This window comes from Peribacillus sp. NPDC060253, assembly GCF_042727425.1.
GTDB lineage: Bacteria > Bacillota > Bacilli > Bacillales > DSM-1321 > Peribacillus.
On sequence record NZ_JBHXAS010000002.1, the window covers coordinates 93,968 to 111,764 of the forward strand.

Genomic DNA, 17,797 nt, shown 5'->3' on the forward strand with positions numbered 1-17,797 from the left:
TTTCTACCGAACCATCAGTGTAATGTTCCCAGAGGCTATGATTACGGTGATACTTAAAAAGAACATGAGTGAGACAATGGCCAAGGCAGCGAAAATATAAATCATGCTTTTACTTATAATATCAAGGCATTTTATTACAGGCCCCCCACCAAGAGGCTGCAAAAGACTTGCTGCCAATTTATAGACCAAAGAAATCATTAAGATTTTGATGGCGGGAAATGTGGTTATGAGCAAGAGAATAATGACGCCTGACAAGCCAACTGTATTTTTCAGAAGAACGGAGGCACTTATGACCGTATCCGTTGCATCAGTAAACATGCGCCCTATTACCGGTATAAAGTTACCCGTCACAAACTTGGCCGTTCTGATCGTCACTCCATCTGCTACAGCGGAGGATGCTCCCTGAACGGAAATGACACCAAGGAAAATCGTCATGAATGCCCCTAGTATCCCGATGGCAAAGTTACGGAGAAGTTGTGCCAGCTGTGTCACTTTGTAATGTTCGGTCAGTGTGCTGACTATGCTTAAAATCGCTGCAAAGAATAATAACGGAAGGACGATATACTGTATCAAGATGCCGCTGGTATTCATTAAAAACATTAAGACCGGGTGAAAGAATGCTGCTGATACAAGTCCACCTGAAGCAGCTATTAAAGCCAGGAGCAAAGGGATCAGCGCCATTAAAAATGAAATCATCAAATCTATCGTGTCTTTTGTATACTCAATCGCGACATGAAAACTGTTAAGTGCCAAAATGATCAACACCATATAAACGATTGCATAAGCAACCTTACTTACCGAGCTTTGCTCGAAAGCGTTCTGCAAAGTCTGCAGGAACATGCTGAAAACGGTTAACAAGATGAGTGATCCCAGCAGTTTGCCATTCACGAGCAGTTCATGAAAAATGAATTTAATAATTCCCTTTATCCATTGGTCAAAGGAGAATTTCTTATCACCACTTACAAAATCCATGAAGCTTCCTTTCTGGCTTTCCGGTAGGAATCCTCCATATTCCGTGACAATGTCATCCCAATATTGTTTAAGCTCATCAACACCCAGTCTTTCTATTTGGGCTTGTACCAGTTCAGACTGCATGATTGGTTCTTGATCGATTTCACCATTTTCAGGATTTTCGGCAGCTTGTCCAATAGATGTATGCAAAAAAAAGAGTAAAACGAATAGAATGGATAAGTAAGGCATCCGCTGCTTCATACATTCACCTCATTGACTAGTAGGAATAATCCGTTAACTTGGGAGCATTTGTATAATCGTTTCGATAATGACCGTCAAAATCGGAATCGCCATCGCCAGAATCAAGATTTTTCCGCTCAATTCTATTTTGGAAGCAAGCGATCCCTGCCCTGCATCTTTTGTAATTTGAGAAGCGAACTCAGCAATATAGGCAATTCCGATTATTTTTAAGATGGTCTCTAGATATACCGAATTTACATTCGCATTAACTGCAATTTTTTCTAACATTAGAATGATTTCATATATTTTATCCGCTAAAAAAAGAAAAATGGAGCAGCCTACAAAAACGACTAGCAGGAAAGCAAAATTTGGTTTTTGCTCTTTGACGACCAGGGCCAAAAAGGTGGCGACCAGGGCAATGGACACGATTTTTATGATTTCAATCGCGAATCCCCCCTTACTGAAATAGGAATACAGATTTAATTTTTTGAAATAAATCCTCTACAACCGAAGCTACCATGAATAAAATATAGATGAATCCGAATAGTGTCACCCACTGGGCATATTCCTTCTTCCCAACCTGATCGAGTATCGTGTGAAGAAATGCAACAACAAGCCCCACACCCGCTATTTTAAATATGATGTCCACATCAATGCCCATTTTCATTCCCCCCACATATTCCTACATCAACAAAATAATTAATAATAGGCCTGTTAAAAAACCAAGACTTTTCATCATTTTTTCATATTTCCCCTGTCGGTCGAGCGCATCGATCTCTTCCCGTTCCAAGTGTGCCATCGTTAGCATGATTTGCTTTTGCTGATGATATTTATCACTTTTTCCAAGCGTCTCCCCAAACTGTGAAAGAATCTCGAACTCTCCCTGTTTTAAAGCAAGGGATTGCCATATTTTCTTCAAACTTTCATCCCATGCTTCTTTGACGGTGGTCTCACCCGATTCGAGTCGATTTGCAAATGTTTCGAAAAAGATGGATAAAGGTTTGGCCAGCTGCTTAGAAAGTTTCCTGGCTGCTTCTTTCAAAGGTGTATGACCATACATGATTTCAGCTTCAAGCGATTGCATGGCGACTTTCAGCTGCCTCAGTTGACGTGGCCTCATGCTTAATTTTTTCGCTGCCTCGAAGCCTGCCCATGTCGTGGTTATAATAATGATGGCTGCTCCAATTATCTTAAACATGTGGGTTCACACTTTCACTCAAGAATAAAGGAACTCCCGCTGCATCAAGGACTTTATAGCTCCTCTTTCCTGATTTACTTCTTTGCAATTCTATAAAACGTTCAAAGATGTTTTGCTTTAATATTTCTGCGATAAAGGGCCGCTTCTTGATTTCATCCAGAGTATGGCCATGTGTAGTTATCATGAGTTTAATACCTGCATTTACTGCTTCTAGCACAGCTTGTGTATCCTCAGCGCGTCCTATTTCATCAACGACCAATACATCCGGGGACATCGAACGGATCATCATCATCATCCCTTCCGCTTTAGGACATCCATCGAGCACATCCACCCTTGTTCCAAATTCAAGCTGAGGCACTCCATGAACACATCCGGCAATTTCTGAACGCTCGTCCACTATTCCCACCTTTTGAGGGGCAATGCCTCTTTTTTCATTTCCACTGGATATCATTCTTGCAATATCACGTAATATGGTCGTTTTTCCTGTTTGGGGTGCACCGATCAACATTGTATGTTTCCATTCTCCATTGAATAAATAAGGAATGAGTGGTTCTGCCGCCCCTATTTTTTCACGTGCAATCCGAATATTGAATGAGGAAATATCCCTGATCGCTTTGACAGACCCATTTTCCAGAATCACCTTCCCGGCAAGACCTACACGATGTCCGCCCGCTATGGTTATATATCCTCGCTTTAATTCTTCCTCCAGCGTATATAACGAAAATTGACCTATTTGATTCAATAATTGATCTGCATCCGATTGGCTCACTTGATAGGAAAAGAAGAAAGGTTCCCCTCCTACAATGACCTCAAGCGGTCTTCCGACTCGAATCCGCAGCTCTTCCATTTTTTCGATCATCATCGGTGTCATACCCCGGAGCTGCTCGTATAATTTTTTCGGTAAAAAAGAAAGAATCGTTTCCATTTTGACAATCCTCCTGTATACACCACTTGCAATAAAATATATGCAGATCAGATCGAAATGATGACAAGCTAAAAAAGAAACTGGACTTTTATTGATTTTTTATCACGTCAAGCACCAAAAAAGAACAAAAAAAAAGACCGAGATATTAATCTCGGTCTTCTTCCAATTATGCGCGTGATACGTATGAACCTTCATTTGTATTGATCAATAATTTGTCACCTTGGTTGATGAAGAATGGAACTTGAACTGAAAGGCCCGTCTCAAGTACGGCTGATTTCGTTCCGCCCGAAGATGTATCGCCTTTTATTCCCGGCTCAGTTTCAGCCACTTCAAGTTCAACTGTGTTCGGAAGTTCTACCCCAAGTGTTTCGGCTTGGAAAGTCATGATATGCACTTCCATATTTTCTTTTAGGAATTTCAATTCACGTTCAATGCTTGAAGCTGGTAGCTCGATTTGGTCATATGTTTCGTTATCCATGAATACATGGCTATCTCCGCTTGCATAAAGGTACTGCATTTTGCGGTTTTCGATATGTGCTTTCGCAACTTTTTCACCTGCACGGAATGTTTTCTCTTGGATTGAACCTGTACGAAGATTACGAAGTTTAGAACGTACAAATGCAGCACCTTTACCAGGTTTAACATGTTGGAACTCGATAACCTGCCAAATTCCATTATCTACTTCAATCGTTACACCCGTGCGAAAATCGTTTACAGAAATCATAAAATTGTCCTCCTACATGTACATGTTTACAGAATGATTAACTCTTTCGTTGAATGAGTAAGTGATTCGTTACCTTCAATTGTAACGATTGTATCATCTTCAATCCGCACTCCGCCAACACCCGGCAAGTAAATGCCTGGTTCAACGGTCACGGCCATACCTGGTTCTAAAATGATATCGGACCTTAAGGATAATGCTGGACCTTCATGGACTTCAAGACCGATTCCATGCCCAGTCGAATGTCCAAAATACTGCCCAAATCCCTTTTCTTCAATTAAATTACGAGTTAGTGCATCCGCTTCCCTGCCCGTCATCCCAGGTTTAATCCCAGCCATTCCGCGCAGTTGAGCTTCTAAAACAATGTCATAAATGTTAATAAGTTCTTCACTCGGCTTGCCAACTGCTAATGTCCTAGTTATATCTGAAACATATCCATTAAAATATGCTCCGAAATCCAATGTGACAAAATCGCCTTTTTCAATGATTTTATCCGTAGCCACTCCATGTGGAAGAGCAGACCTTATGCCAGAGGCTACAATAATATCAAAGGAAGAAGAAGTTGCCCCTTGTTTCCTCATAAAGAATTCAAGTTCATTGGATACATCCAGTTCTGTAACCCCTGGGCGGATGAAATCCAGAATATGTGTAAAGGCAGCATCGGCAATAGCGGCCGCTTCCTTTAATATCTTAATCTCTGATGAAGTCTTTATCAAGCGTAAATTCTCAATAATTCCAGACACAGGCTTAAGTTGGGCTTCAATGCCCGTTTCGTATGCCTTATATGTCGCAAAAGTCAGATGTTCCTGTTCAAAGCCCAGTGTGCCGATATTCATTTCTTTAGCCTGTTTACCGACTTCTTCGATGATGGTTCCTTTATGTTGTACGATTTCATAGTCCGTCGCCTGTTTGCCGGCTTGTTCCACGTATCTGAAATCAGTGATGAATTTAGCTTCTTTTTGGGAGATCAGGACAACACCTGCACTTCCCGTAAAATTGGTCATGAAACGGCGGTTATATGTACTGGTAATCAAAAAACCATCAATGCCCACCTTTTCCATTGAGGCTCTTAAACGCGTAAGTTTATTCATATAATTTCTCCCCCTTTGCAATCTTTGTGATCGCCTGCAACGCCAATTCATATCCGTGTATCCCCAAGCCGACAATCTGTCCCGCCGATACAGGCGCGGTCACTGATTCATGCCGAAAGCTTTCACGGGCATGGATGTTCGAAATGTGCACTTCCACAACTGGAACATCAATTCCGGCAATTGCATCACGAATCGCGTAGCTATAATGAGTAAAAGCTCCAGGATTAATGATAATCCCGTCAAACCCATGATCTTCCGACCAATGGAGCTTGTCGATAATCGCTCCTTCATGATTGGATTGAAAAGAGGTCAATGCCACATTTAAACCTTGAGCTTGCTTTTGTAATAGAGCTTCCAAATCCGCAAGCGACGAGGATCCATAATGTGCAGGTTCCCGCTTCCCTAAGCGATTTAAATTCGGACCATTGATTAATAAGATTTTTATCATCACTAAACACCTGCTCATAATTAAAAGAATGCTTTCCATGAACATTCTATCATAATTACAAATTGTCTTACTACTTTTTTACAACCAAGAAGCATTCAGCTTTCCGACTGCTTTTCGGCTTTGCTTTTTTGACGTATATATTCCTGGTGGTCGTATGATATTGAATATCCTACAAAAAGACCATATAAAATAAAAATGCATATACTGGTTATAATTGTATTTGACGACATTTTCGAAACGGTTGGCAAATCGGAGAACATTGGTTTTAAGACAAATATCAGCAAAACCCAGCAAACCACTCCAAAAATAATACCTGAAAAAATACTCTTCATCCTTTTAAAGAGACCATAGTATATTAAAGCAATACCTACGGATATCATTCCAAACACAAGTATGGTCATGACCGTACCAAGCCAGTGATCAATCCAGGTCATATTCGACCAAGAAGTAAGGATGAATTTGGGGCTGAAATCCATAAAATTAACATAATGCGTGATTATTCCGGCTATACTCGCTGCTGCCCCCCCAACAAAACCGATAGCTAATACATCATAGATTAACACGTTTTGATTTTCCTGTTGATTTTGTCCATTTTCATTAGAAGACATATCAAACACCTCCGCTACATAGTATGCCCTCTGTTAAATAGAACTATTTTTTTTATTCTTGAGGAGGAGAATCACTAGAGGTTTTATGATTTATTCTGTATGATTAAATCATAAATAATCTGCTTTTTTCAGAGGAAAATATCCATCCTCTGTTGAAGTTTATAATGTACACAGGATAATGCTACCTTCCTGTGATTCAACATTCATAAAGTATTTGCAAGGATAAAAGTGCGATTCATTTTGAAGCGCGTCATTAGCCCTTGTGATACTTGATAATAAACATGTTAGCACCCATGAGAGAGCTACGTGAATAACTATTAGGTTGGTGTAGAAATGTCTGAGGTCCAAAAACCCGTTTATGGAGGGCAGGCTGTTGTGGAAGGCGTCATGTTCGGCGGCAAGCATCACACAGTCACTGCGGTCCGCCGCAAAGATTCAACGATTGTCTATTATCATTTACCGCGTGAATCGAAACCTGCTGTAAACCGCTTGAAAAAAGTCCCGTTTCTACGGGGAATCGTAGCACTGATTCAGTCGAGTGCTACCGGTTCGAAACATTTAAACTTTTCCACTGAACAGTATGAACAAGAAAACGAGGAAAAGCAGGACGAAGAGAAAAAAGAAACAAAGGAATCATCTAAATTAAGCGTATGGCTGGGAGTTGCCGTAATCGGTGTTCTCTCCTTCCTATTTGGGAAGTTGCTTTTCACTTTGATTCCTGTCTTTCTTGCCGAATTGACAAGGCCCGTTTTCAGTGGCCATATGGCCCAGGTTTTAATTGAAAGCTTGTTCAAGTTGTTATTATTGCTCGTATACATTTACGTCGTATCCATGACACCTTTGATCAAGCGGGTCTTTCAATATCACGGAGCTGAGCATAAGGTGATCAATTGCTTTGAAAGCGGAAAAGAATTGACCGTAGCAAATGTGCAGGCAAGTTCACGCCTTCATTATCGCTGTGGCAGCAGCTTTATTTTATTTACTGTCATTGTAGGTATGTTTGTCTACATGCTTGTTCCGACCGATCCATTATGGCTCCGTGTCGTGGATCGCGTTTTGCTTATCCCCGTGGTTCTCGGCATAGCCTTCGAGGTATTGCAGTTGACCAACAAAGTTAGAGATATACCTGTTCTGCGTTACCTTGGCTATCCTGGCCTTTGGCTTCAGTTATTGACAACCAAAGCTCCTTCCGACGATCAAGTCGAGGTCGCATTGGCATCCTTCAGCGAATTGTTAAGGATGGAAAAAAACACCGAAAAAGGTTTAGAATCGGATGTAATTGTGTAAAACATCATACACATTCTGATTATGAAATTGCATATACTACCTAAAGGAATGATCTTCGTTTTTTTCAAAAATTTCACTTGAAGAATGTTTAAAATAAGCAAAAAATGCTTATGATGCTCTTAAGGAGGTGTCTTTGTTGAAACGTTTCATATCTTTCATGATATACGGAATCATCGCCCTCGGAGTCCTCGGACTAATGAGCCGACTATTTAATGACCCGATTGGCTTTTTTAGAAACATTCTCATAATAGCCATTGTCGCAGGGATTATTTATATGATTTATACCGGATTAACAAAGGGAAAACCAGTAAAAAAAGAGCAGCAAGCATTCCGAAAGGCTGCCCTCCAATCGAAAAAAAGGCTAAAAAGCCGAACTTCGAAAAAGGATAATGTGGCTAGCTTCTCAGCAGCAAAAACATCAAAAAAATTTAAAGTGAGAAAGAAAAGCGATAGTCACTTAACTGTCATCGAAGGGAAAAAGAATAAAAAGAAAAATCGGGCTTCTTTTTAAGAGCCCGATTTTTCTTTTTATTCAATATGTCCAATGCTTTAGGAATTCTTTCGTACGCTCTCTGCCCCGATTCATCAATTCACCCTTTTTTTCATCATTCAGATTGAAATCCAATGCTGAAATTCCCTTCATCGGGATAAACACAATATTCTGTACGTGTTTCTTGGAAATATAACGTGCATCATGGGCGTCTTTCATCGTCTTGAATAGAGCGGAGAACAATTCAAGCGCATTATCAACCTCGTGAGGTTTCCATATCTCATCGACACTAAGGCGCAGCCCTATGACTGGCCGTTCCTTTCTTACATGATCTGAATTGAATAACCACATTGGAAAATTACTTAACACACCGCCATCAACGAAAAGGAATGTGCTTTTCCCAACATCAAGCTTTACGGGCTCAAAGAAATAAGGAATGCTGCAACTCATCCTTACTGCCTTGGCGACTGGAAACGTGATCGGATCAATTCCATAGTTCGGTAAATCATCAGGAAGTACCACCAATTTACCATTCGTAATATCAGAGGTTATGATACGGAGGGAATTCGGTCGGATATCCTTAAAAGTGACTACATTCCTTTCGGAAAGCTTCCCGGCAATCCATGCTTCCAAAGCATCCCCTTTATAGAGGCCTAGTTTCCAGTATACAAGGAGCCATTTGGCAAGCGGGATAGGTAAAAGACCACGCCTTTTATCCAACAGGCTGCTTAAATCTATATCAAAAAAAACCTCTTCCATTTCTTTACCCGTGTATCCTGCGGCTACGAAAGCGGCAATGATGGATCCTGCACTTGTACCCGCTGTCCTATGGAATACAAAACCCCGTTCCTCTAATTCCTGCAGGCCCCCCACTAAACCATAGGCTTTAATCCCGCCTCCGGAAAAAACGCCGTCAATAATCATAGCTGCCCTCCCCTAATCCGGTCTTTACATTTCTAAGCAGGATTAGAGCGATTTATGACAGTTTTATATAGAAATTCCCTTCATCAGGTAAAATACTGAATATCCGCTTTAGGGAAAAATTCCGCTATATACCCTCGAATGGTCGTTTCCAGTTCTGCGGCTTCTTCGGTTTGATAAACATATTTACCAATTCCATATCGGCCCCATTTATATTTACGCTTCGTTTCATCCAGTTCCAGTTTTGTTTTCGGATAGTTTTTTTGAATCACTTTTTTTGCTGGACCAGTGAACCGATGCTGGATTAGTTCAAAAGTCAAATCCGGAATATCCACCCCTTTTAATGAATCACTTAACCGTTCGAATAATTCATGGTAGCCTGCCTTCCATTCTTCATGACGATAAATTGGAGCTACGATAAAACCTAAGGGATATCCGGCGCCTGCCACTTTACGCGCCGCTTCCATTCTTTCCTCAAAGCTCGAAGTGCCGGGCTCGAAATTCTTTATCACGTAACGTGAATTTATACTGAACCGAAATCTTGTTTTTCCATTATGTTCAGCATCCAAAAGGTGATCGACATGATGAAATTTCGTTACGAACCTGAGAACTCCATATTCACTTTTCCCAAAATATTCGATAGCCCTTTTTAATGAATGTGTCAAATGGTCAATTCCGACGATATCGGATGTACAGGCTGCTTCAAAACGGGTAATTTCAGGCTTTCTCTCATTAATATATTTTTCGGCTGCCTCGAAAATCTCATCAAGATTCACATATGTCCTAATATATGGTTTTGACCCAAGTGTTGTCTGTAAATAACAATAGTGACAATGCCCCATACAACCAGTAGCCAACGGGATGGCATATTCAGCAGAGGGCTTAGATGAATCGAATTTCAATGTTTTTCTGATCCCGACCACAAGAGTCGACTTGGCGACACGATATTTTTGTAAATCATTTTCTCCAGGAAGATCCCTAATTTGATTATGTGATGTGGTTTCACGGATTTCAATATTCATATCCTCGAATTTCTTTTTCAATTCCCGTCCAAGCGGGTAATCCAATGCCCTAGGCTCGATATATACTAACTGTGGGATAAAAGGCTTCATTTTGTTCTCCATTCTTTTGTGGATTTGTCATATTTTCAATCAAACTAGACAATCTAATCAATAAGGATAGTTTTTCTTTATTCTGTTATCCTCATGATTGTTTTTAATTGGGAAAATCAAATGAAGGAGATGCAAAATGGCTAATAAACAAGAATTCTTGACAAATGGTATGGGAAAACAAGTAATGACCGTCCAAACCGATAATAAATATCCAAATCCGAGGAATATCCCTGGAGACTCTGTCGATAAATTTTCCGTATTGAAAGATGGGAACCAATACTTAGCCGAAAAGGAAATAGCCCAGCAAAATGAAAATGGTTGAGTAATGCAAAGAGAAGACCGAATCCTAGGATTCGGTCTTCTCTTCATTACCTATACTTTTTGTCTTGCTTGAACTTTTGATTTTTTATATAACCCCGTTAAGATTAACTTTCCAGCGCACTTAACGACCTTTGTTCTTTCAGTTTATAGCCCGCACTTTAATTGTGCTCCACAATTCGTGCAAGTGTTACATCCGCCCATTTCCTGTACTTCGCCTTTACGGCAGACTGGACACGTGTTGCCTACTTCCGATCCAATTGTAACATTCGTCGAACGCAGTTCATTTATCGTATCGACCAATACGACTTTTTTCTTAACTTCCACATCATTCAATTCGTCCATTTCAAGCTGCTCGTCCATTTGGTTTTCTTCCGCTTTGAGCGTAAGAACCTGACTGTCACGGCTGCCATCCACATACACCGTACCACCTTTTGCTCCGCCTTTATATAGACGTTCATATACTTTTTCAACTTGTTCAACAGTATATCCTTTAGGAGCATTGACCGTTTTACTGATCGAGCTGTCAATCCAGCGTTGAATGATGCACTGAACATCAGCATGTGCTTCAGGCGCTAATTCCATTGCGGAAATGAACCATTTTGGAAGCTCTTTTGTATCTGCTTCTGGATGACGGTCCAAATATTCCTGTACAATGTCAGCCTTAACTTCAATGAATTTACCAAGTCGTCCGCTGCGGAAATACGTGAAGGAGAAATATGGCTCAAGACCTGTTGATACCCCAACCATCGTTCCTGTGCTTCCTGTAGGAGCAACAGTCAATAAATGAGAGTTGCGGATTCCGTGTGCAGCAACACTCTCCCTGATATCTTCCGGCATTTTTTCCATAAATCCGGTTTGTGTGAAGCGTGTTCTAAGCTCATCGGTTTCTTTATCCGTTGACCCGATCAGGAACGGGAAACTGCCTTTTTCTTTAGCAAGTTCCACGGAAGCCCTGTAAGCAGTAGTCGCAATCGTTTCAAACACCTTGTCAACCAGCATATTTCCTTCTTCAGATCCGTATTCCGTTTCACAGTAAATTAACAGGTCATGCAGACCCATTACACCAAGTCCAACCCGGCGCTCGCCAAGAGCCTGTTTTTTGTTTTCATCCAAGAAGTAAGGAGTTGCGTCAATGACATTGTCCTGCATCCGCACACCGACTTCAACGGTAACTTTAAGCTTCTCGAAATCAACCGTTTTGTTGTCTTTATCAGCCATTTCCGCTAAATTGACAGCAGCAAGGTTACATACTGAATATGGAGCCAATGGCTGTTCACCACATGGGTTCGTAGCTACGACCTGTTGACCATATGCTTTAGCGTTAGTCATTTCATTAGCATTATCGATAAAGAAAATACCAGGTTCTGCAGAATATGTCGCACAAATGTTTATTAAGTTCCAAAGCTCTTTAGCTCGGATTTTACGGTAAACACGGACTTTGTGACCCATCTTCTCCCATTCGCGAACATCACCGACTTTATGCCATTCTTCATTATAAGTAGCCATTTCTTCGGCATTATAGCTTTCAACATCAGGAAAACGCAATTCGTATTCTGCATCTTGTTCTGCTGCTTCCATAAATTCCTTGGTCAAGCAAATCGAGATATTGGCACCTGTAAGAAAATCTGGATTATGGACACTGTACGTTCCGCCAGTACGTACCTTTTCTTCTGCATCCTTAATGATTTTCTCGCTAAATCCACCTAGACCGGGAATCTCTTTATAATTGATGATTCCTTGATACATAGCCGATTCCTGTTCGGTATGCGGCGTGAATTTCAATTTATCCATCGCATATTTCTTGATGGCTTCATCTCTAGTGTTTTCCACTAGGTAACGCAGAATCCTGGGATTTTGCATTTTGGAAATGATGAATTCTGCAATATCCGGATGCCAATCAGCAAGCATGATCATTTGCGCACCGCGTCTGCTTCCGCCCTGTTCAACAAGATGCGTCAATTTCGCAATATCATCAAGCCATGATACTGAACCCGAGGATTTTCCATTAACCCCTTTAGCCAGCGTGTTTCTTGGACGCAGTGTCGATCCGTTCGTACCCACTCCGCCGCCGCGGCTCATGATTTCCATCACTTGTTTCCTATGTTCGGAAATCCCTTCACGTGAATCCGGTACGAATGGCATCACATAGCAGTTGAAATAAGTAACATCCGTATTGGAACCTGCCCCATATAATACGCGTCCTGCTGGGACAAAATTAAGGTTCTTTAATTCTTCATAGAATTTATTGAACCATTCCGTTCTTTTTTCTTCCGTTGTTTCAACTGAAGCCAATCCGGTTGCATTACGTTTCGCAATTTGTTCATAGTATATTTCAAGCGGCTTTTCGATAATATCCAACGGGCGGTTTATAATCCCCGTCTCCACTTCTTCCGGATTATCCAATACACCACGGAATTCATCATCCACCAATACCTTGGCTTTTTTCGTTTCCCAATCTATTTCAACGATGTAACCGAGACCCCGTGCCGGGAATTTCGGATCTTCCTTAATCGTCAACACGACGAAATCTCCTGCCGAGAGCGTGACTTTTTCAGTATCCTTAAAAGAATAGCGGTCAAGCATGACTAGACGGGACACTCCCTTATGCGTCATTTTCATATCAGCCGTTACAGGGTGTACCTGGGGAAATAAAGAAATATCCTTATTCAACCTTTCTAGATCAACCTTTAAAGCTTCTTTTATTACAACCGACATAATTCCCTCTCCTTTATATGTTTCAAGATCCGTTCTTGCCGCCGCAAAAATCTATATGTAGCCTTACATGTCCGTTTCGCTTAACAAGTATCCTAAATTTATCATAGCGAAACTCAAAAATCAACATATAGTGTCACTTTAAATATTTAAACCACTATATATTGTGTTTGAGTTGAATAACTTTTAATTTTGTCAAACGATAAATCAATTAATATAGTTAGCAAAAGGGAGGAAAATGTCGATTTACAATAATTTTTCATCAGATTTCAACTAATTTGGACCTTGCTTTTTCCCCATCCCTTTTAGGGCTTATCCCTGCAAGGAATAGCTTATTGGTCAAACAAATCTGAAAAATTTTTTATTTTCCATTCTAATCACTCTGCTTTTTCTATCTCATGAAATTCCATTCATCGCTTTCATATTTGCTTTCAGCAATGGCTTTCACTTCCAACAATTGCTGTTCAGTGAGGACATATGGCTCTAAATCGATCGATAGTCCATCGGCAAAACCTTTTTCAAAAGCAGCTTTCGCTTCCGGGATGGAAATCTTTCTACCGGCAATGTCATTTATCGCCACAGCTTTGTTCCTTAAGTTTTTTTGCATTCTTTCTTTAACCCTGTCATTCGAGAATTTAAATACGCTAAATAGCTTTTCCTCATTAAGATCAAGTAAAATGGCCCCGTGCTGAAGGATGACGCCCTTTTGCCTGGTTTGCGCACTGCCAGCAACCTTTCTACCCTCAACGACCAGTTCATACCAGCTTGGAGCGTCAAAGCAGACGGATGATTTGGGTGCTTTTAAAGCCGCTTTCTCCTGCTCGGTTCGAGGCACGGCAAAATAAGCATCCAATCCAAGGTTCCTGAACCCCATTAATATTCCTTCCGATATGACCCGATATGCCTCAGTAACGGTAGTTGGCATTCCCGGATAGGATTCTGGAACGATTACGCTATATGTCAATTCATGTTCGTGCAGTACTGCTCGTCCTCCAGTTGGCCTGCGAACAAAACCAAGGCCCTGCCTTTTGACCTCTTCCAAATCAATTTCCGCTTCTGCCTTTTGAAAATAACCAATCGACAATGTCGCTGGATCCCAACCGTAAAAGCGTATGATTGGCGGAATTTCCCCTTTGCTTTGCCAATTTAAAAGGGCCTCGTCCAGCGCCATATTAAAAGCCGGTGAACAATACCCAGAATCTATAAATCCCCATTTTACTTTTGTCATCCTTACCCCTCATTTCAAATAGACTGTTTTTCCCCCAAAAAAACTCACATGTAGTAGTTTAACAGACTTTAACACTCTAAAAAAGAAAGTGCTATTAAGTCGATAGAGAATTTGATGAAAATTCTTTTTGATTATTAAGTAAAGCAATTATATAATAAGTATTGTCTGTATTCGTTAAGGTAGAAGGGAGTTTTTATGTTTGGAACTATTATATACACTGCTCATCGTCGTAGGAGCGGTTATTGTGTATTCACTTTTTAATTGGTACCGCCAGCGTAAAATCGTTAAAACATTATCACAGGACGAATTTATCGCTAACTACAGAAAAGTGCAACTAATCGATGTGCGGGAACCGAATGATTTTGATAATGGTCATATCTTAGGCGCAAGAAACATCCCTATGACGCAAATGAAAACCCGCTTGGTCGAAATCAGGCCGGACAAGCCTGTATACTTGTACGCTCAAAGCGAAATCATCAGCGGAAGAGCTGCAGCCATGCTATACAAAAAGGGCTACAGGGAACTATTTCATCTAAAGGGCGGTTTCAAAATGTGGACCGGGAAAATCAAAGCAAAGAAATAAGACCCCATCGCATGGGCTCTTTTTAATTAAAATGCCTTCATGTAAAAAAATGAAAGTTAGCTCATCGACTTTGATGAATTCTTTCACAAAATACATAACATGAAAAAAATCCCGCCGGCAGGCAGGGATTTTTTCATGTAGGCTATCAGGTTAGACTTGATAACGCAGAACCGGTTTTCTTGCTGCTAGAGTTTCATCAAGCCGCTTTATAACGGTTGTATGTGGAGCTTCCTGAACGACTTCCGGAGTTTCCTCCACTTCTTTGGCTATCTGGATCATTGCGTCGACGAAAGCGTCAAGTGTTTCTTTTGACTCCGTTTCAGTCGGTTCTATCATCATTCCTTCTTCCACGTTCAACGGGAAGTAAATGGTTGGCGGATGATAACCGAAATCAAGCAGCCTTTTGGCTATGTCGAGAGTCCTGACCCCCAATTTCTTTTGGCGACGTCCGCTTAATACGAATTCATGCTTACAATGGCGATTATATGGTAAGTCAAAAAATGGTTCTAACCTTCGCATCATATAATTGGCATTGATGACAGCATTCTCGGTGACGGCTTTAAGACCATCAGGACCCATTGAACGAATATACGTATATGCCCTTACATTTATTCCGAAATTTCCATAATAAGGTTTTACCCTGCCGATGGATTGCGGGCGATCATAATCCAGTACAAATTGCTCATCTTGTTTGACCACCTGTGGTTTAGGCAAGTAGGGAATCAAATCCGCCTTTACCCCAACAGGGCCAGAACCCGGACCGCCGCCGCCATGCGGGCCTGTGAACGTTTTATGGAGATTTAAGTGAACCACATCAAAGCCCATGTCACCCGGGCGGGCTTTCGAAAGAACTGCATTCAGATTGGCTCCGTCATAATAAAGCTTCCCACCAGCATCATGGACAAGTTGTGCCATTTCCAAAATGTTCTCTTCAAACAATCCCAGCGTATTTGGATTCGTCAGCATCAATGCCGCCGTATCCGATCCCACCACACGCTTTAAATCTTCAAGGTCGACTAATCCATTTTCATCGGATTTCACTGTTATCGTTTCAAGTCCGGCAACAGTGGCAGAAGCTGGATTCGTACCATGTGCAGAATCAGGTACAATCACTTTCGTCCGTGCTGTATCACCATTCGCCTCGTGAAAAGCACGAATCATCATTAGCCCTGTCCATTCACCATGAGCACCTGCTGCAGGCTGCAGCGTCACTTGATCCATCCCTGTGATTTCCGTTAAATGTTCCTGTAAATCAAACAAAAGCTCCAAAGCTCCCTGAACAGTAGTCGGATCTTGATATGGATGGATATGGGCAAAACCGTTAAAACGGGCCACATTTTCATTTATTTTCGGATTATATTTCATCGTGCATGAACCAAGCGGATAAAAACCCGAATCCACCCCATGATTACGTTTGGAGAGTGCCGTATAGTGACGCATGATATCCAGTTCAGATACTTCAGGAAGCTGTGCCTCTTCTTTACGGATGTAGTCGGCAGGAAGAATTTCTTCGAGCGGAATAGTTGCCACATCCATTTCTGGCAGACTGTATCCGATTCGACCGGATGTACTGATTTCAAAAATGAGTGATTGATCTTGATCTTGATTATTCATGTTGATCCCCCAATTCCTGCGCAAGTGCATCAATTTCTTCTTTTGTTCTAAGTTCCGTTACTGCGACAAGCATATGGTCTTTCAGCTCAGGATAAACGGTACCTAAATCAAAGCCGCCGATCATTCCTTTTTCAAATAAGTTTTTATTGATTTCTGAAAACGAAGAAGGAAGTTTAATCACAAATTCATTAAACGATGGACCATCAAACATCAGTTCTATCCCTTTTTCCTTAATAGCTTTTTTTGCATAATGTGCTTTTTGAATATTTTGCACGGCCATTTCTTTGACTCCCTTTTTCCCAAGCGCGGTCATTGCAACAGAAGCTGCCAAGGCATTCAAAGCTTGGTTGGAACAAATATTGGACGTGGCCTTATCACGGCGAATATGCTGTTCACGTGCTTGGAGCGTCAGCACAAATCCCCTTTTTCCATCTTCATCCACCGTTTGACCGACGAGACGGCCCGGCACTTTGCGAACAAGTTTATTCGTGACTGCAAAATATCCACAATGGGGGCCACCAAAAGCAGCTGGAATGCCGAATGGCTGGGCATCTCCTGTTACGATATCTGCGCCGAGTGTACCTGGTGATGTCAAGGCTCCCAGTGCAAGCGGGTTACTGGAAACGATAAACATGGACTTAACGCCATGAATGATTTCTTCCATTTCGTTCAATGGTTCGATGCGTCCAAAAAAGTTAGGATATTGCACAATCACTCCCGCAACGTCCTCATTGGCCAATTCCCTTAAAGCAGCCATATCCGTCACACCGTCTTTATAAGGAATTTCGATCACTTCAACGCGTTGGCCTTTTGCATAGGTCTTCACGACTTCCCTCGATTCAGGGTGTACTGCTCCTGAAATGAGAATCTTTTTACGGCGTGTATGGCCTGAAGCTAGCATGGCTGCTTCAGCTAGCGCCGTTCCTCCGTCATACATGGAGGAATTGGCTACATCCATTCCCGTCAATTCACAGATCATCGTTTGATATTCAAAGATGGCCTGCAGCTCCCCCTGTGAAATTTCAGGCTGATAGGGTGTATAAGCCGTATAAAATTCAGAACGTGAAAGAACATGATCGACGATGACTGGTGCATAATGGTCATACACACCCGCGCCAAGGAATGATGCATAGTTTTTAAGATCCGCATTCTTGGCAGCAAGCTTCGATAATTCTTTCATTAGTGCAGGCTCTGATTTAGCTTGTTTGATGTCATATTCTCTTTGAAAGCGAACACTTTCAGGGATATCATTGAAAAGGTCTTCAACAGTAGGTACCCCTATCACTTCTAACATTTCTTTTTTATCTTGCTCTGTCATGGGTAAATAACGATGTTTCATCTAATGAC

The 17,797-nt window shown here is 41.3% G+C and carries 19 protein-coding genes; 4 read left to right on the plus strand and 15 right to left on the minus strand.

Features of this window, described 5'->3' with window-relative positions; all coding sequences use genetic code 11:
• Positions 1-3 precede the first annotated feature (3 nt).
• The 9 genes from spoIIIAE to ACFWE9_RS01235 all read right to left on the minus strand — a co-directional run bounded on the left by spoIIIAE (position 4) and on the right by ACFWE9_RS01235 (position 6,182).
• Positions 4-1,212, minus strand: a complete 1,209-nt coding sequence (spoIIIAE, locus tag ACFWE9_RS01195; RefSeq protein ID WP_230156790.1) for a stage III sporulation protein AE — start codon at positions 1,210-1,212, stop codon at positions 4-6.
• Between the two features lie 33 nt (positions 1,213-1,245).
• On the minus strand, positions 1,246-1,626 hold the full coding sequence (spoIIIAD, locus tag ACFWE9_RS01200) for a stage III sporulation protein AD (protein WP_230157089.1): 381 nt from the start codon (positions 1,624-1,626) through the stop codon (positions 1,246-1,248).
• 22 nt (positions 1,627-1,648) lie between these two features.
• Positions 1,649-1,852, minus strand: a complete 204-nt coding sequence (gene spoIIIAC, locus ACFWE9_RS01205; RefSeq protein ID WP_034308319.1) for a stage III sporulation protein AC — start codon at positions 1,850-1,852, stop codon at positions 1,649-1,651.
• Between the two features lie 21 nt (positions 1,853-1,873).
• Positions 1,874-2,389, minus strand: a complete 516-nt coding sequence (gene spoIIIAB, locus ACFWE9_RS01210; RefSeq protein ID WP_230156789.1) for a stage III sporulation protein SpoIIIAB — start codon at positions 2,387-2,389, stop codon at positions 1,874-1,876.
• The gene (gene spoIIIAA, locus ACFWE9_RS01215) at positions 2,382-3,314 is read right to left on the minus strand and encodes a stage III sporulation protein AA (protein ID WP_230156788.1); all 933 of its coding nucleotides are present in this window, start codon (positions 3,312-3,314) and stop codon (positions 2,382-2,384) included. Before spoIIIAA ends, spoIIIAB begins: the two co-directional genes overlap by 8 nt.
• A gap of 166 nt (positions 3,315-3,480) precedes the next feature.
• Complete coding sequence (gene efp / locus ACFWE9_RS01220; RefSeq protein ID WP_034308328.1) at positions 3,481-4,038, minus strand: elongation factor P; 558 nt, start codon at positions 4,036-4,038, stop codon at positions 3,481-3,483.
• A 26-nt stretch (positions 4,039-4,064) separates the two neighbouring features.
• The gene (locus ACFWE9_RS01225; protein ID WP_377355326.1) at positions 4,065-5,126 is read right to left on the minus strand and encodes a M24 family metallopeptidase; all 1,062 of its coding nucleotides are present in this window, start codon (positions 5,124-5,126) and stop codon (positions 4,065-4,067) included.
• On the minus strand, positions 5,119-5,574 hold the full coding sequence (gene aroQ, locus ACFWE9_RS01230; protein ID WP_230156786.1) for a type II 3-dehydroquinate dehydratase: 456 nt from the start codon (positions 5,572-5,574) through the stop codon (positions 5,119-5,121). The genes ACFWE9_RS01225 and aroQ overlap by 8 nt, the downstream gene beginning before the upstream one ends.
• A 95-nt stretch (positions 5,575-5,669) precedes the next feature.
• Positions 5,670-6,182, minus strand: a complete 513-nt coding sequence (locus tag ACFWE9_RS01235; protein WP_230156784.1) for a YqhR family membrane protein — start codon at positions 6,180-6,182, stop codon at positions 5,670-5,672.
• A gap of 333 nt (positions 6,183-6,515) precedes the next feature.
• On the opposite strand from ACFWE9_RS01235, the gene ACFWE9_RS01240 reads away from it, so the two are divergent.
• Both ACFWE9_RS01240 and ACFWE9_RS01245 read left to right on the plus strand, forming a co-directional pair.
• A complete protein-coding gene (locus ACFWE9_RS01240) occupies positions 6,516-7,469 on the plus strand; it encodes a DUF1385 domain-containing protein (RefSeq protein WP_230156782.1) in 954 nt (317 codons plus the stop codon).
• 136 nt (positions 7,470-7,605) lie between these two features.
• Complete coding sequence (locus ACFWE9_RS01245) at positions 7,606-7,980, plus strand: SA1362 family protein (protein WP_230156780.1); 375 nt, start codon at positions 7,606-7,608, stop codon at positions 7,978-7,980.
• 21 nt (positions 7,981-8,001) lie between these two features.
• On the opposite strand, the gene ACFWE9_RS01250 is transcribed toward ACFWE9_RS01245, so the two are convergent.
• Together ACFWE9_RS01250 and splB are read right to left on the minus strand one after the other, a co-directional pair.
• Positions 8,002-8,883, minus strand: a complete 882-nt coding sequence (locus ACFWE9_RS01250; protein WP_230156778.1) for a patatin-like phospholipase family protein — start codon at positions 8,881-8,883, stop codon at positions 8,002-8,004.
• A gap of 83 nt (positions 8,884-8,966) precedes the next feature.
• Entirely contained in the window at positions 8,967-9,992 is a 1,026-nt protein-coding gene (splB, locus tag ACFWE9_RS01255; protein WP_230156776.1) for a spore photoproduct lyase, read from the minus strand.
• Positions 9,993-10,128: 136 nt separating this feature from the next.
• Here splB and ACFWE9_RS01260 point away from each other — a divergent pair, with 136 nt between their 5' ends.
• On the plus strand, positions 10,129-10,314 hold the full coding sequence (locus ACFWE9_RS01260) for a hypothetical protein (protein ID WP_230156774.1): 186 nt from the start codon (positions 10,129-10,131) through the stop codon (positions 10,312-10,314).
• Positions 10,315-10,457: 143 nt separating this feature from the next.
• Here ACFWE9_RS01260 and ACFWE9_RS01265 read toward each other — a convergent pair whose 3' ends face one another.
• Entirely contained in the window at positions 10,458-13,028 is a 2,571-nt protein-coding gene (locus ACFWE9_RS01265; RefSeq protein ID WP_230156772.1) for a vitamin B12-dependent ribonucleotide reductase, read from the minus strand.
• Between the two features lie 388 nt (positions 13,029-13,416).
• Positions 13,417-14,253, minus strand: a complete 837-nt coding sequence (locus tag ACFWE9_RS01270) for a lipoate--protein ligase family protein (protein WP_377355327.1) — start codon at positions 14,251-14,253, stop codon at positions 13,417-13,419.
• Positions 14,254-14,452: 199 nt separating this feature from the next.
• Between ACFWE9_RS01270 and ACFWE9_RS01275 the strand changes: the two genes are divergently transcribed.
• Entirely contained in the window at positions 14,453-14,836 is a 384-nt protein-coding gene (locus ACFWE9_RS01275) for a rhodanese-like domain-containing protein (RefSeq protein WP_230156768.1), read from the plus strand.
• Positions 14,837-14,986: 150 nt separating this feature from the next.
• Here ACFWE9_RS01275 and gcvPB read toward each other — a convergent pair whose 3' ends face one another.
• Both gcvPB and gcvPA read right to left on the minus strand, forming a co-directional pair.
• The gene (gene gcvPB / locus ACFWE9_RS01280; protein WP_230156766.1) at positions 14,987-16,450 is read right to left on the minus strand and encodes an aminomethyl-transferring glycine dehydrogenase subunit GcvPB; all 1,464 of its coding nucleotides are present in this window, start codon (positions 16,448-16,450) and stop codon (positions 14,987-14,989) included.
• Entirely contained in the window at positions 16,443-17,789 is a 1,347-nt protein-coding gene (gene gcvPA, locus ACFWE9_RS01285) for an aminomethyl-transferring glycine dehydrogenase subunit GcvPA (RefSeq protein ID WP_230156764.1), read from the minus strand. The genes gcvPB and gcvPA overlap by 8 nt, the downstream gene beginning before the upstream one ends.
• Between the last annotated feature and the right edge of the window lie 8 nt (positions 17,790-17,797).

Excerpts from the sequence above, each read along its gene's own strand:
- ACFWE9_RS01265 (WP_230156772.1), bottom strand. The coding sequence starts at position 13,028 with ATGTCGGTTGTAATAAAAGAAGCTTTAAAGGTTGATCTAGAAAGGTTG.
- spoIIIAE (WP_230156790.1), bottom strand. The coding sequence starts at position 1,212 with ATGAAGCAGCGGATGCCTTACTTATCCATTCTATTCGTTTTACTCTTT.
- aroQ (WP_230156786.1), bottom strand. The coding sequence starts at position 5,574 with ATGATAAAAATCTTATTAATCAATGGTCCGAATTTAAATCGCTTAGGG.
- ACFWE9_RS01235 (WP_230156784.1), bottom strand. The coding sequence starts at position 6,182 with ATGTCTTCTAATGAAAATGGACAAAATCAACAGGAAAATCAAAACGTG.
- spoIIIAA (WP_230156788.1), bottom strand. The coding sequence starts at position 3,314 with ATGGAAACGATTCTTTCTTTTTTACCGAAAAAATTATACGAGCAGCTC.
- spoIIIAB (WP_230156789.1), bottom strand. The coding sequence starts at position 2,389 with ATGTTTAAGATAATTGGAGCAGCCATCATTATTATAACCACGACATGG.
- splB (WP_230156776.1), bottom strand. The coding sequence starts at position 9,992 with ATGAAGCCTTTTATCCCACAGTTAGTATATATCGAGCCTAGGGCATTG.
- ACFWE9_RS01270 (WP_377355327.1), bottom strand. The coding sequence starts at position 14,253 with ATGACAAAAGTAAAATGGGGATTTATAGATTCTGGGTATTGTTCACCG.
- spoIIIAC (WP_034308319.1), bottom strand. The coding sequence starts at position 1,852 with ATGGGCATTGATGTGGACATCATATTTAAAATAGCGGGTGTGGGGCTT.
- ACFWE9_RS01240 (WP_230156782.1), top strand. The coding sequence starts at position 6,516 with ATGTCTGAGGTCCAAAAACCCGTTTATGGAGGGCAGGCTGTTGTGGAA.
- gcvPB (WP_230156766.1), bottom strand. The coding sequence starts at position 16,450 with ATGAATAATCAAGATCAAGATCAATCACTCATTTTTGAAATCAGTACA.
- ACFWE9_RS01225 (WP_377355326.1), bottom strand. The coding sequence starts at position 5,126 with ATGAATAAACTTACGCGTTTAAGAGCCTCAATGGAAAAGGTGGGCATT.
- gcvPA (WP_230156764.1), bottom strand. The coding sequence starts at position 17,789 with ATGAAACATCGTTATTTACCCATGACAGAGCAAGATAAAAAAGAAATG.
- ACFWE9_RS01250 (WP_230156778.1), bottom strand. The coding sequence starts at position 8,883 with ATGATTATTGACGGCGTTTTTTCCGGAGGCGGGATTAAAGCCTATGGT.
- efp (WP_034308328.1), bottom strand. The coding sequence starts at position 4,038 with ATGATTTCTGTAAACGATTTTCGCACGGGTGTAACGATTGAAGTAGAT.
- ACFWE9_RS01260 (WP_230156774.1), top strand. The coding sequence starts at position 10,129 with ATGGCTAATAAACAAGAATTCTTGACAAATGGTATGGGAAAACAAGTA.